This is a genomic window from Cellulomonas sp. NPDC089187 (assembly GCF_040685135.1).
Lineage (GTDB): Bacteria > Actinomycetota > Actinomycetes > Actinomycetales > Cellulomonadaceae > Cellulomonas.
Map to the genome: position 1 here is coordinate 43,064 of NZ_JBFBHI010000003.1, position 13,391 is coordinate 56,454.

Below are 13,391 nucleotides of genomic sequence, written 5' to 3' on the forward strand. Positions count from 1 at the left end.
GGAGAGATCCGGCAGGGGGCTTCGTCGTGTGGCGTTCAGCCGAGCAGTGACGGCCCGTACTTGAACAACACCATCGCGGCGAACAGCACCAGCCACGCGATGGTGAAGTACCAGTCGGTGCCGGAGGCCACCAGCTCGCGCGCCCAGCGTCCGATGTTGAGATGCCCATCCCGGATGTTCCACCGAGTCAGGCCCGCGAACACCAGCGTCGTGGTGATGGTGATGAGCAGGCACCAGGGGCAGAGCACCCCGATGACGAAGTACGCCTGCAAGAACAGCCAGTACGCGAAGAACAGCGCGATCGTGTACAGCAGCTGCGTGCCCAGCATGAACCAGCGTGGGAACCGCACCCGGCCGATCGCGGCGATGGCGACCACGATCACCACGACCTCGAAGGCGATGCCCAGGAACGCGTTCGGGAAGCCGAGCAGATTCGCCTGCCAGGTCTTGGCGACCTCGCCGCAGCTGATCACCGAGTTGATGTCACACCCCAGATCGACATCCGGGTCACCGGCGATCTTCCACGCCTCGATGGACAGCACGAAGGACGTGAACAGCCCGATCACGCCGGAGATCGCCATCTCCAGCGCGGTCCGGCGGCGCCAGCGGTACCGGCTCTCGGAGGCCGGGTCGTCGTCGAGGAGGGTGCCGTGCGCAGGCTCCTCGATCAGGTCGTCGTCGGTCACAGCGCTCATCGTCGCATCCTCCCCTGGGGATTTCCGGGTAATCGTCCCGGTCCACCCGCCGGTTCGGGTCGGACGAATGTCCTGAACCGGACCTAGGCTCACGGTCGTGGACCTTCTGCTCGCCTCCGCCTCCCCTGCCCGCCGGGCCACCCTGCGCGCCGCCGGCATCGACCCCACCGTGGCCGTATCCAGCGTCGACGAGCCCGCCGTGCTGGCCGCCGCCGGACCGGTGCCCCCGGCCGAGGCGGTGCTGGTGCTGGCCCGGGCCAAGGCGAGGGATATCGCGGCAGGGCACCCGGATGCCCTGGTGCTCGGCTGCGACTCCATGCTGGAACTCGACGGGCAGGTACTGGGCAAGCCCCGGGACGCCGCCGATGCCGTCGAGCGCTGGCGGGCGATGCGGGGCCGGTCGGCTGTGCTGCACAGCGGGCACTGGCTGATCGACGGGAGCTCCGAACACGGCGCGACCAGCTCGACCACGGTGCACTTCGCTCAGGTGAGCGACGCGGAGATCGACGCCTATGTCGCCACCGGCGAGCCGTTGCATGTGGCCGGGGCGTTCACCATCGACGGTCTGGGCGGGCCGTTCGTGACCGGGATCGAGGGCGACCACCACGGCGTCGTCGGGCTCAGCCTGCCGCTGCTGCGCGAGCTGCTCAGCCGGGTCGGGCTGTCGATCACCGACCTGTGGAACACCGGCGCGTAGAGGATTCCGACAAGTGGGGCCGGACGGCTCTGGACGGTTCTGCCAGAGTTCGTCGGAGGGGCCCTGCCGGGTCGCCCTCGCAGGGGGCCTGGGCGTTACGGTGAGCCGTGCCTCGTATCTCCAAGGTGCTGATCGCCAACCGTGGCGAGATCGCCGTCCGTGTCGCCCGTGCCTGCCGTGATGCCGGTCTCGGCTCCGTCGCCGTCTACGCCGATCCCGATCGGGAAGCGTTGCATGTGCGACTGGCCGATGAGGCCTACGCCCTGGACGGTGCCCGGGCCGCCGAGACCTACCTGGACATCGCCAAGCTGCTCGATGTCGCCCGCCGCTCCAGCGCGGACGCCGTGCACCCGGGTTACGGCTTCCTGTCCGAGAACGCGGAGTTCGCCCAGGCCGTGATCGACGCCGGGCTGACCTGGATCGGACCGCCGCCCGCCGCGATCACCTCCCTCGGGGACAAGGTCAGCGCGCGGCATATCGCCCAGCGCGCCGGTGCGCCCCTGGTGGCCGGCACCCAGGACCCGGTGTCCGGCGCGGCCGAGGTGCACGCCTTCGTCGCCGAGCACGGGCTCCCGGTGGCGATCAAGGCCGCCTTCGGCGGTGGTGGCCGCGGGCTCAAGGTCGCCCGTACCTCCGAGGAGATCGACGAGCTCTACGACTCCGCCGTGCGCGAGGCGGTCGCCGCCTTCGGCCGTGGCGAGTGCTTCGTGGAGCGCTACCTGGATCGGCCCCGGCATGTGGAGACCCAGTGCCTGGCCGACGAGCACGGCACCGTGGTCGTGGTCTCCACCCGGGACTGCTCGTTGCAGCGTCGGCACCAGAAGTTGGTCGAGGAGGCTCCGGCCCCGTTCCTCACCGACGATCAGCGTGCCCGCCTGGTCGAGGCATCGCAGGCCATCCTGCGGGAGGCCGGGTACGTCGGCGCCGGGACCTGCGAGTTCCTGGTCGCCGCCGACGGCACCATCTCCTTCTTGGAGGTGAACACCCGACTCCAGGTGGAGCACCCGGTCACCGAGGAGATCAGCGGCATCGACCTGGTGCGTGAGCAGTTCCGGATCGCCGACGGCGAGGCGCTGGGCTACGACCACGTGGAGACCCGCGGGCACTCCTTCGAGTTCCGGATCAACGGCGAGGACCCGGCGGCGGGCTTCCTGCCCTCTCCCGGACGGATCAGCACCCTGCGCCTGCCCACCGGACCCGGCGTGCGCGCCGACTTCGGGGTGGTCGAGGGCGACACCGTCTCCGGGGCCTTCGACTCGATGATCGGCAAGCTGGTCGTCACCGGTGCCACCCGCGCCCAGGCCGCCCAGCGCGCCCGGCGGGCCCTGGCCGAGATGGAGGTGGCCGGGATTCCCACCGTGCTGCCCTTCCACCGTGCGGTGATGGACTCCGAGGCCTTCGTCCCCAGCGGCGGCGAGCCGTTCGGGGTGCACACCCGCTGGATCGAGACCGAGTTCGTCGACCGGCTGGCCGAGCTCACCGACGGCCGCTCCGTGGTCGCCGACCGCGAGGACGAGCCCGAGGCCACCGAGCTGGAGCGGGTCGTGGTCGAGGTCGGCGGTAAGCGGTTGGAGGTCGTGCTGCCCGCCGCGCTGGCTGCCCGTGCCGGTCGCAAGGCCGCACCCAAGCGTCCGAGCGGTCGCCGGAACGGGGCACGTGCCGCCGCGGCGACCTCGGGCAGCAGCCTGACGTCCCCCATGCAGGGCACCATCGTCAAGGTCGCGGTCGAGGAGGGCGCGCAGGTGGCCGAGGGCGACCTGATCGTGGTGCTTGAGGCGATGAAGATGGAGCAGCAGCTGGTGGCACACAAGGCGGGCACGGTGGCCGGTCTGTCCGCCGCCGTGGGTGCCACGGTCAGTTCCGGCGCGGTGATCTGCGACATCGCATGACCCGACGGCCCGGCGACGGCTGGGTGGACTGCCGCTGCGGCCACCGGCACTGGGGGTTGCACGGCGCGGCCGGTCTGCTGCTCGCTCGCCCCGCCGCCCCGGGCCGGCCATCCGCGGTGGTGATGCAACACCGCGCGGAATGGACTCATCAGGGCGGCACCTGGGGCATCCCTGGCGGTGCCCGGGAACCGCAGGAGTCCGCCGCCCAGGGTGCTCTGCGGGAGGCCGCCGAGGAGGCCGGGATCGACCCGACCCTGGTGCGGGTGATCGGTGAGCATGTGCTCGATCACGGCGACTGGAGCTACACCACGGTCCTGGCGGTGCTGACCGTCCCGGACGCCGAGGTCCGACCCACCGATGAGGAGAGCGCGGAGATCGCCTGGGTCCCGCTGGACGAGGTGGACCGTCGACCGTTACTCCGCGCCTTCGCCGACGCCTGGCCGCTGCTGCGCCCGCGGATCGAGGACGCGCCGGGCTGAGCCTGCGGGTGACGGGCCCGTAGGGGCAGGGGGCTGTCGCGCGACGCGCCGGGCGGGCCTGCGTGTGAGGTGATCCGTCGCATGACTCGCCGGGCTGGGCCTGCGCGTGACGGGGGCCACCGCAGGATGCGCCGGCCTGACCGGACGCCGTGTGCGGCCGCGGCGGTAGGTTGCTCCGGGTGAGCACCCCGGAAGACCGTTCCACCCAGCCTCCCGACGCCGGAATCCCGACCCGGGTCGGGCTGGTCGCCCTGGTCACCCTGCTGGCCGTGGACGCCATCCGTGCCTCCGGCCCGGTGCTGGATCGGGCCTTCACCGTCGGCACGCTCCCGGTGGCGGGCGCGGCGCTGGGCACCTACCTGATCGCCCCCGGGGTGCTGGCCGCCCTGGCGCTGCTGGTGACGCGACGGCGGGACGGCATGCCCGGCGGGTCCACGGTGTTGTGGGCGGTCGGTGCACTCGGTGTCGCCCGATTGGCGACCCAGTTGCTCAGCGACCAGGGCCGGTTTGTTGCCGGGCTGCTCACCGCTGCCCTGGCCGTGACCGCACTTGTGCTCACCGTCTGCCGGGCCGCCGGACGCACCGCCGGTGGGCGACAAGCCGCCATCGGGATCATGCTCGGTGTCGGGGTCTCGGTCGGTGTGCAGACCGTGCTGCGCACCTGGGACCCGCTGTGGCGCGGCGGGGCGACCGGGGTCGTCTGGGCGGTGCTGTTGGTGGCCGCTGCCGTGGGCCTGGCGGTGCTGACCCGGCATGATCCGGCCGAGGGCCGACCGCGGCGCACCTGGGCGCTCGGCCCAGCGCTGGCCCTGTTGGTGATGGTGCTGGCGAACCCGGCCTTCGTCGCTGCGCAGTCCGGCACCGGCCTGGTGCTCGCCGCCGGGGTGCTGGTGCTGGCTGCCGGTGCCACCGTGTGGGTGCTGCTGGTCCCGGACGTGCTCACCCCGCTGGTCCGGGTGCTGTGCGCCGTCGCACTGCCGGTGCTGATCGCCCTGGCGTTCCTGATGCCGGACCCGGTGGCGCTGGTCGCCGCGGGTCTGGCCCAGATCGCCACCGGCGTCGTGCTGGCCGGATCGCTGAGCACCCGCCGCCCCGCCCCGCCCGGGATCGCCCGCACTGCCGTCGCCACCGCCGGGGTCGGCGGCATCCTGGTGCTGGTGCTCCTGGTGTACCTGCTGGACTACGACGTACCGCTCGGTGTCGACAACGCCTGGGTGGTGGTCGCCGGGGCGCTGCTGCTGGCGATGTCCGGTCTGCGCCGCACCACCCCGGGCATCGACCCCGCCACCGGTGAGGGCCCGGTCGCCCCGCCGCTGCGCGCCAACGCCCTGCGCATGCTGGTGCTGCCGTCGGTGGTGCTGCTCCTGCTCGGTTGGTGGCGACCGTGGGCCGGTGCCGAGCCGACCGCGAACACCGAGGGCGATCTGCGCGTGGTCAGTTGGAACCTGCACTACGGCGTCGCCCCGGACACCCGGGTGGACCTGGAGCAGATGGCCGCCACCATCGAGGCGCAGCAGCCCGATGTCGTCGCCCTGCAAGAGGTCGCCCGGGGCTGGGTGCTCGGTGGCGGCGTCGACATGGCCACCTGGCTCGCCGATCGCCTCGGCATGCACGTGGCGTTCGCCCCCGCCGCCGACCGGCAGTTCGGCAATGTGCTGCTCTCCCGCACCCCGCTGACCGACATTCAGGTGATCGACCTGCCCTACGGCGAGGGCCCGCAGGAGCGCTCGGCCCTCACCGCCCGGGTGCAGACCGCCGACGGCGACTGGGTCCGGGTTACCACCGTGCATGTGCAGCACCGGGACGAGAACACCGCCACCCGCCTGGAGCAGTTGGACGCCCTGTCCGCCGCCCTACCCGACGACGGCCCAAGCATCCTGGCCGGGGACTTCAACGCCGAGCCGGGCTGGCCCGAGCCGGAGCAGCTGCTCAGCCAGGGGTGGATCAGCGCCATCGACGACGCGGGCGACCCGCAGGTGCTGACCTTCCCCAGCGTGGACCCGCAGGTGCGAATCGACTGGGTGTTCGGGCAGCAGGTCAGCTTCACCGGGGCCGAGGTGCTGGACGACGCGTCATCGGATCACCGGGCGCTGGTGGCGCGGGCGCAGGTCGACTGAGACCCGGGTCAGGCCGGCAGCAGCTGGGCCACCAGCTCCCGGGCCTGATCGACGGCGATGGTCTCCCCCGTGATCCCGGCGGTGACCATCGCTCCCTCCGCGAGCAGGAAGACCGCCTGCCCAACCTGCGGTGTCCCACCGGCCTGCTCGACCAGCTGGCGCAGACGACGACGGAAGCGGTCCTTGTGTGCCCGCACCGCCGCCACCACCACCGGTGAGGTGCCGCCGAGTTCACCGAAGGCATTGATCCACGCGCAGCCACGGTGGCCGGGACCGGAGAGCCACTCGGACAACCAGGTGAAGACGGCGAGCACCCGCGCCCGGGGGTCGGCCTGCCGGTCCACACCGGCCTCCAGCGCCGCGTGCCAGGTGTCGTCCCGACGGTCGAGCACGGCGAGGGTGAGCGCCTCCTTGCTCGGGCACATGGCGTAGATCCGCTTGAGCGAGAGCCCCGAGGCGGCGCGAATCCGGTCCATGCCCACCGCCTGGTAGCCGTCCTCGTAGAACAGCGATTCCGCGGCGTCGAGCAGCCGGGTCGCCTCCGCTGTCTGCTCCATGGGTTTCCCTTCCCATTGACTGGAGAACGTCCGTTCTCTAGCGTACTCGATCAATCGGAGAACGCTCGTTCTCTCCTGGCGAGAGCGCAGCGATGATCACCACTTCCACCTTCCCGACCAGCAGCGCCCCCGCACGTCCGCGCCTGTCGACCATCACCGTCGCCACCCTGACCTCGGCGGCTGCGCTGGCGGCACTGGTGGCACTGGGCTCGACCACCGGACACCTGCTGCTGGTCCCCCCGATGGCGGCCAGCATGGCGCTGATCGCCGGGGCACCCGCCCTGCCGCTGTCCCAGCCTCGCAGTGTGATCGGCGGGCAACTCATCTCCGCCGGGGTCGGGCTCCTGGTAGGGACGGTCTCACACACGCTGATCGCCGCCGCGATCGCCGGAGCACTCGCGCTGGGTGCCATGCTGGCGGCCCGCACCTCACACTCCCCTGCGGCGGCCACCGCCGTGATCGGTGCGCTGACGACCAGCGGACAACTGTCGTTCCTGATCTGCGCGGGCCTGGCGGCGGTGATCCTGGTCGCCGCCGGTCTGGCCCGCAGTCGACTCGGCGGGGCCGACTACCCGACGTACTGGTGGTGAGCCGATCAGTCCCGTGGCTGGTGCAGCACCCGCGCCACCTCCGCGATGGAGCCGGACAGCGACGGGTACACCGTGAACGCCGAGGCCACATCGTCCACAGTCAGTCCGTGGGCCACGGCCAACGTGATCGGGAAGATCAGCTCACTGGCCCGTGGGGCGACCACGACGCCGCCGAGCACCGTGCCGGAGACCGGGTGGGCGAAGAGCTTCACGAATCCGTCCCGCACGCCGAGCATCTTGGCCCGCGGGTTGCGCGCCAGCGGCAGCGTGTTGGTGACAAAGTGCGCCCCACGAGCGGTCAGTGACGCCTCGCTGCCACCGACCGTGGCGATCTCCGGCGCGGTGAAGATATTGGCCGCCACCGACCGCAACGACAGCGGGCTGACCGCGTCACCGAGGGCGTGGGACATGGCGATCCGGCCCTGCATCGCCGCCACTGATGCCAGCGGCAGCACCCCGGTCACATCACCGGCGGCGTAAACCCCGCGGGCACTGGTCCGGGACACCTTGTCCACCTCGATGTGCCCACTGCGGGTGGTGCGCACCCCGGCAGTGTCCAGGCCCAGGTCCGCACTGTTCGGCACCGAACCGACCGCCAGCAGCACATGCGAACCGGCGATCTGCCGCCCATCGGCGAGGGTCACCACCACGCCGTCGTCGGTGCGCTCCGCGGCGGATGCCCGAGCACGGGAGATCACCTCCATCCCGCGAGCGCGGAACACCTCCTCCAGCATCTCCGCCGCGTCGGCGTCCTCGCCAGGCAGCACCCGATCCCGGCTGGAGACCAGCACCACCTCGGAACCGAGGGAGACATACGCCCCGGCGAACTCCGCACCGGTCACCCCGGACCCGACCACGATCAGCCGCTCCGGTAACCGGTCGAGCCGGTAGAGCTGGGTCCAGGTGAGGATGCGTTCACCGTCGGGTTGCGCCTCGGGCAGCGTGCGCGGGGTGGCACCGGTGGCGATCAGCACCGCGTCGGCGTCCCACCGCTGGCCGTCGACCTCCACCCGGTCCGGACCGGCGAGCCGCCCGTGCCCGGTGATCACATCGACGCCCTCCCGCTCCAACCGGGTCAGGATGTCCTGGGACTGCGCGGCGGCCAGCTCTCGGACCCGGGCGTTCACCTGTGCCAGGTCGATGGTGTGCCGCCGCTCCCCCGCGGCGGCCGCACCCTCCTCCGCGCCGGCGGGCAGGTCCAGGCGGATGCCCAGCTCGGGGGCGCGTTCGGCGATGGTCATCCACTCGGCGGTGGCGATCAGGGTCTTGGAGGGCACCACATCGGTCAGCACCGCGGAGCCACCCAGTCCGGCGCGCTCCACCACGGTCACCTGCGCACCGAGCCGCCGGGCGACCAGCGCCGCCTCGTACCCACCGGGGCCGCCACCGATCACCACCACGCGCTGCGGGGGTCGGTGGTCGTCGTCGACCACGGGGGCGGGGGGCTGTGCGGACGGCTGAGTCACGGCCCCCATCATGCCGATTTCGACCCGGAGCGCGAGCCCGCCGAGCCGGTACGCTCGCCAGGTGCGTGTGCGCGCACCGTTGATCATCTCTCGGAGGACCCCCGCATGGCCGACGACGCCCGCTTGGACGACCCCACGGCAGACCCGATGCAGATCGCCGCGGAGGCGGCCGCCGCACTGGCCGACCTGACCGGTGTGGCCACGCACGACATCGCTCTGGTGCTGGGCTCCGGCTGGGGCGGCGCGGCCGATCTGCTGGGTGAGACCGTCGCCGAGCTCCCCGCTCATGAGGTGCCCGGCTTCGCCAAGCCCGCGGTGGTCGGCCACGTCGGCACCATCCGCTCGATCAAGGTCACCGGCAGCGACAAGCACGCACTAGTGCTCGGCTCACGCACCCACCTCTACGAGGGCAAGGGTGTGCGGCGGGTGGTGCACGGGGTGCGCACCGCCGCCGCGGCGGGGTGCTCCACCATCGTGCTGACCAACGGCTGCGGCGGGTTGAACCCGAACTGGGCACCCGGCACCCCGGTGCTGATCAGCGACCACATCAACCTCACGACGGTCTCCCCGCTGGAGGGGGCGACCTTTGTCGATCTGACCGATCTGTACAGCCCACGGCTGCGTGACCTGGCCCGGACGGTCGACCCCACGCTGGACGAAGGCGTGTACGTGCAGTTCCGCGGCCCGCACTATGAGACCCCGGCCGAGGTGCGGATGGCCGGGGTGATCGGCGGTTCGCTGGTCGGCATGTCCACCACCATCGAGGCGATCGCCGCCCGGCACGCCGGGATGGAGGTGCTGGGCATCTCGCTGATGACCAACCTGGCCGCGGGGATCAGCGCACAGCCGCTCTCCCATGAGGAGGTCCTGGAGGCCGGGCGTGCCGCCGGTCCGCGGATCAGCCGACTGCTGGCCGAGATCGTCGCCCACATCTGATCCGCATCCGTCCGACGCCGCAGAACAGGACCACGCCATGACAGCCGAGAAGCGCTGGGACGACCTCGCCGCCGAGGTCCGCACCTGGATCGCCGACGACCCCGACCCCCGGACCGCTGCGGAGCTGACTGCTCTGCTGACCAGAGCGGAAGCTCCCCTGAGCGCTGCGCAGGGGTCGCCGATGGAGCAGGAGTCCGCCGCCACCCACGCCGAGCGGGCCCGGCAGGATCTGGCCGACCGGTTCACCGGTCTGTTGCAGTTCGGCACTGCCGGTCTGCGTGGGGCCATCGGCGGCGGTCCGAACCGGATGAACCGCGCCGTGGTGATCCGCGCGGCCGCTGGGTTGGGTGCTTACCTGCTCGGCGAGCTGGACGGTGTCACCCCCGCGCCGCGCGTGGTGGTCGGGCACGACGCCCGGCACGGGTCGGCGGACTTCGCCCGGGACACCGCGGCGGTGCTGACCGCCGTGGGCATCGAGGTGCTGATGCTCCCGCCGCAGCTGCCCACCCCGGTGCTGGCCTTCGCGGTGCGGCACCTGGATGCGGACGCCGGGGTGATGGTCACCGCCAGCCACAATCCGCCGCAGGACAACGGCTACAAGGTGTACCTGGGTGGTCGCGTCGTCACCGGCTCCGGTCAGGGCGCGCAGATCGTGCCGCCGATGGACGGTGCCATCGCCGCGGAGATCGCCCGGGTGCCGTCCGTGGCCGCGGTCCCTCGTGCAGCCGAGGGCTGGACCCAGCTGGACCAGCGCATCCACGACGACTACCGCGCCGCGGTCGGGGCGCTGGCGGACCCGCGGGTTGATGCCGTGACGGCCGCGAACCTGCGAATCGTGTTGACCCCGATGCACGGTGTCGGTGGCGAGACCGCCCGGCAGGTGTTGACTGCCGCGGGCTTCACCGACCTGCACATCGTGCCCCTGCAGGCCCAGCCCGATCCGGATTTCCCGACCGTGGCCTTCCCCAACCCGGAGGAGCCCGGTGCGATCGACCTGGCGGTGGCGTTGGCTGCCGAGGTGGACGCAGATCTGGTGATCGCCCTGGACCCGGATGCCGACCGCTGCGGTGCGGCGATCATCGACCCGCGACGGCGCACCCACGCCGGTCCAGGGGCCGCGGCCTCGGACGGTTGGCGGATGCTGCACGGTGACGAGGTGGGCGCACTGCTCGGCACGGTGGCGGCCGAGCGCTCGGCTGGTGTCCCGGGCGGAGTGATCGCCAACTCCATCGTGTCTTCTCGGTTGCTGTCCCGGATCGCCCGGGGTGCCGGACTGGAGCACGCGCAGACCCTGACCGGCTTCAAGTGGATCTCCCGGGTGGACGGGCTGGTCTACGGCTACGAGGAAGCCCTCGGGTACTGCGTGAACCCCGGCGGTGTGCGGGACAAGGACGGCATCTCCGCCGCCCTGCTGCTCGCCGGATTGGCCGCGCGACTCAAGGCCGAGGGCCGTGGCGCGGTGGATGTGCTGGACGACCTGGCCCGCCAGCACGGTCTGCACCTGACCGACCAGCTGTCCGCTCGGTTCACCGACCTGAGCAAGATTCCCGAGGCGATGGCCCGGCTGCGCGAGCACCCGCCGGTGCTGTTGGCCGGATCACCGGTGGTCTCCGTGACCGACCTGGCTCAGGGCTACGACGGCCTGCCGCCCACCGACGGCATCCTGCTGCTGGCTCAGGACGACACCCGGGTGATCGTCCGACCGTCGGGCACCGAGCCCAAGGTGAAGTGCTACCTGGAGGTGGTGCTCCCCGTCGAGGCCGAGGCACCCTTCGAGACCGTGGGTCAGGCGCGGGTCGCCGCCCGCGAGCGCCTGGATCGGGTCCGCACCGACGTCGCGGAGGCGTTGGGTATCTGAGATACGCAGAACGCCCCCTGGACCGGTGCCGGTCCAGGGGGCGTTCTGCGTATGTGCTCAGTAGCCGCCGTCGGCTTCGAAGCCCGCCAGCACCGCGGCGGTGCCGGACAGTCCGAGCCGGGTGGCGCCGGCCTCGATCATCGCCAGGGCGTCCGCGGCGGTGCGGATGCCGCCGGAGGCCTTGACCCCCAGGCGTCCGCCCACCGTGGCGGCCATGATCTCGACAGCGTGCACGCTGGCCCCACCGCTGGGGTGGAACCCGGTGGAGGTCTTCACAAAGTCCGCACCGGCGGCCTCGGCGGCCCGACAGACCTCGACGATCTCGTGATCGGTCAGTGCCGCGGACTCGATGATCACCTTGAGCACAGTGGGGGCAGGGATCGCGGTCCGCACGGCGGCGATGTCGGCCTGCACCCCCTCGAAGTCCCCGGCCTTGGCGGCACCCACATCGATGACCATGTCCACCTCGTCCGCACCGTCGGCGACCGACCGGGCGGCCTCGGCGGCCTTGACCTGCGAGTGGTGCTTGCCGGAGGGGAAGTCGCACACGGTGGCGACCTTCAGCCCCTTCGCGTCCACCGGCAGAAACGACGGGGAGATGCACACCGAGTACACGCCGAGCTCGGCACCCTCGGTGATCAGCGCCTCCACGTCGGCGCGGGTGGCCTCCGGCTTGAGCAGGGTGTGGTCGACGAATTGCGCGAGCCCGGCGGCGTCCAGGGAGGAGGTCATGAGCGGTGCCTTCCGTGAGAGGAGTACCCGGGCACGATCACCCGGCGGATCAGGTCGTGGCGCTCGTCCTCGTGGAGGAACGCGTGGTGTGCGGCCGTCAGCGTGACCGCGAGCAGGTCATCCCGGGTCCAGGCGGCCTGCTCGACCAGCTGGTGCAGCTCGGCGGTCATGCTGGTGCGGGATTGGAGACGGTTGTCCGTGTTGACCGTCACTGCGAAGCCCAGTCGGAGCAGCCGGGTGACCGGGTGCTCGGCGATGGAGGCGGCGGCCCCGGTCTGCAGGTTGGAGGTCGGACAGACCTCGAGGGCGATCCGGCGGTCCCGGACCCAGTGCGCCAGGCCACCCAACCGCGTGCCACCCGCACCGTCATCATGCAGGTCCTCGACGAGGCGGACACCGTGGCCCAGGCGCAGCGCACCGACCTCGACCGCCTCATCCACCGACTCGCGGCCGACTGCTTCACCGGCGTGCACGGTCACCGGGAACCGAGCCGACCGCAGCCGCGCGAACGTCGCCCCCTGCTGCTGTGCCGGGTGCCCCGCCTCCGGACCGGCGATGTCGAAGCCGACCACGCCACGGTCCCGGTTGGCCAGGGCCAGCTCGGCCACCTCGTCAGCGCGTTCGGTGTGCCGCATCGCGCACAGCAGCAGGGCGACCCGAATCTCCCGCCCCGCTGCCGCGGCCTCGGTCACCCCCTCGGCGATGCCGACCAGCACCGCATCCACCACCTGCTGCAAGGAGAGCCCGCCGCGCTGGTGCTGCTCGGGGGCAAATCGTTCCTCGGCGTAGACCACGCCGTCGGCAGCCAGATCGAGCACGGCCTCGCGCGCTACCCGACTCAGCCCGTCGTGGTCCTGCATCACCGCGAGGGTGTGCTCGAAGGTGGCGATGTACGCCTCCAGGCTGCCGCTGCTGGCCTGCTGGAAGAACCACTCCCCCAGCGCGTCCGGGTCGTCGGTGGGCAGGGTGTGTCCGGTGCGGGCGGCCAGCTCGATCACAGTGGCGGGCCGGAGCCCACCGTCCAGGTGGTCGTGCAGGACGACCTTGGGCAGTGCGGCGATCTGCTCCGGCGTCATGCGGACACGGTACTGGCCGCGCGGGCCGGCACCCGCATCGTCTGCCGCGGTCAGTCCCGGTAGGCCTCGCCCTCGTCCTCGGGCACCACCGCGTGTTGCTCGGCCACATCCGCCGGGTCCGCGGCACCGTCCAGGTCTGGCCGGGGATCGTCCGGTTGGTAGACCTCTGCCCCCTCGGCCGGGGACGGATCGATGGCGTCGATCAGGTCGAGCTCGGTCAGGCCGGCATCCCGCCAGGTGCCCTCACCAGGAATGGTGCTCATGGTGTCCTCCCTCGCTGGTGGTCGGAACACCATCGT

At 71.8% G+C, this 13,391-nt stretch carries 13 protein-coding genes; 7 read left to right on the forward strand and 6 right to left on the reverse strand.

All coding sequences use genetic code 11. From position 1 onward, the window contains the following. Positions 1–35: 35 nt before the first annotated feature. Positions 36–695 (reverse strand): vitamin K epoxide reductase family protein, encoded by a 660-nt coding sequence (locus AB0N78_RS08405; RefSeq protein ID WP_363388382.1) that lies wholly within the window; start codon positions 693–695, stop codon positions 36–38. A 97-nt stretch (positions 696–792) separates the two neighbouring features. Between AB0N78_RS08405 and AB0N78_RS08410 the strand changes: the two genes are divergently transcribed. The 4 genes from AB0N78_RS08410 (at position 793) to AB0N78_RS08425 (ending at position 5,877) form a co-directional block, all read left to right on the forward strand. Continuing rightward, a complete protein-coding gene (locus AB0N78_RS08410) occupies positions 793–1,392 on the forward strand; it encodes a nucleoside triphosphate pyrophosphatase (RefSeq protein WP_363388385.1) in 600 nt (199 codons plus the stop codon). Between the two features lie 107 nt (positions 1,393–1,499). Then, positions 1,500–3,281 carry a biotin carboxylase N-terminal domain-containing protein gene (locus AB0N78_RS08415; RefSeq protein WP_363388388.1) on the forward strand — a complete coding sequence of 594 codons (1,782 nt, stop codon included), beginning with the start codon at positions 1,500–1,502 and terminating at the stop codon, positions 3,279–3,281. Beyond that, on the forward strand, positions 3,278–3,760 hold the full coding sequence (locus AB0N78_RS08420; protein WP_363388391.1) for an NUDIX domain-containing protein: 483 nt from the start codon (positions 3,278–3,280) through the stop codon (positions 3,758–3,760). The genes AB0N78_RS08415 and AB0N78_RS08420 overlap by 4 nt, the downstream gene beginning before the upstream one ends. A gap of 179 nt (positions 3,761–3,939) precedes the next feature. After that, positions 3,940–5,877, forward strand: coding sequence for an endonuclease/exonuclease/phosphatase family protein (locus AB0N78_RS08425; protein ID WP_363388394.1), 1,938 nt, complete (start codon positions 3,940–3,942; stop codon positions 5,875–5,877). Between the two features lie 8 nt (positions 5,878–5,885). Here AB0N78_RS08425 and AB0N78_RS08430 read toward each other — a convergent pair whose 3' ends face one another. Beyond that, positions 5,886–6,434, reverse strand: coding sequence for a TetR/AcrR family transcriptional regulator (locus AB0N78_RS08430; RefSeq protein WP_363388397.1), 549 nt, complete (start codon positions 6,432–6,434; stop codon positions 5,886–5,888). A gap of 92 nt (positions 6,435–6,526) precedes the next feature. Between AB0N78_RS08430 and AB0N78_RS08435 the strand changes: the two genes are divergently transcribed. Beyond that, the gene (locus AB0N78_RS08435) at positions 6,527–7,024 is read left to right on the forward strand and encodes an HPP family protein (protein ID WP_363388400.1); all 498 of its coding nucleotides are present in this window, start codon (positions 6,527–6,529) and stop codon (positions 7,022–7,024) included. A gap of 5 nt (positions 7,025–7,029) precedes the next feature. On the opposite strand, the gene AB0N78_RS08440 is transcribed toward AB0N78_RS08435, so the two are convergent. Further along, on the reverse strand, positions 7,030–8,457 hold the full coding sequence (locus tag AB0N78_RS08440; RefSeq protein ID WP_363389858.1) for an NAD(P)H-quinone dehydrogenase: 1,428 nt from the start codon (positions 8,455–8,457) through the stop codon (positions 7,030–7,032). Positions 8,458–8,595: 138 nt separating this feature from the next. On the opposite strand from AB0N78_RS08440, the gene AB0N78_RS08445 reads away from it, so the two are divergent. Both AB0N78_RS08445 and AB0N78_RS08450 read left to right on the forward strand, forming a co-directional pair. Continuing rightward, on the forward strand, positions 8,596–9,426 hold the full coding sequence (locus tag AB0N78_RS08445) for a purine-nucleoside phosphorylase (protein WP_363388403.1): 831 nt from the start codon (positions 8,596–8,598) through the stop codon (positions 9,424–9,426). Positions 9,427–9,463: 37 nt separating this feature from the next. Beyond that, positions 9,464–11,284: a phospho-sugar mutase gene (locus tag AB0N78_RS08450; RefSeq protein ID WP_363388406.1), complete on the forward strand. Its 1,821-nt coding sequence runs from the start codon at positions 9,464–9,466 to the stop codon at positions 11,282–11,284. A 57-nt stretch (positions 11,285–11,341) separates the two neighbouring features. Here AB0N78_RS08450 and deoC read toward each other — a convergent pair whose 3' ends face one another. The 3 genes from deoC to AB0N78_RS08465 are packed head-to-tail and all read right to left on the reverse strand — an operon-like array spanning position 11,342 to position 13,355. Continuing rightward, positions 11,342–12,016, reverse strand: a complete 675-nt coding sequence (deoC, locus tag AB0N78_RS08455; protein ID WP_363388409.1) for a deoxyribose-phosphate aldolase — start codon at positions 12,014–12,016, stop codon at positions 11,342–11,344. Then, positions 12,013–13,092: an adenosine deaminase gene (locus tag AB0N78_RS08460; RefSeq protein ID WP_363388412.1), complete on the reverse strand. Its 1,080-nt coding sequence runs from the start codon at positions 13,090–13,092 to the stop codon at positions 12,013–12,015. The genes deoC and AB0N78_RS08460 overlap by 4 nt, the downstream gene beginning before the upstream one ends. Before the next feature lie 50 nt (positions 13,093–13,142). After that, positions 13,143–13,355, reverse strand: coding sequence for a hypothetical protein (locus AB0N78_RS08465; protein ID WP_363388415.1), 213 nt, complete (start codon positions 13,353–13,355; stop codon positions 13,143–13,145). Positions 13,356–13,391 lie beyond the last annotated feature (36 nt).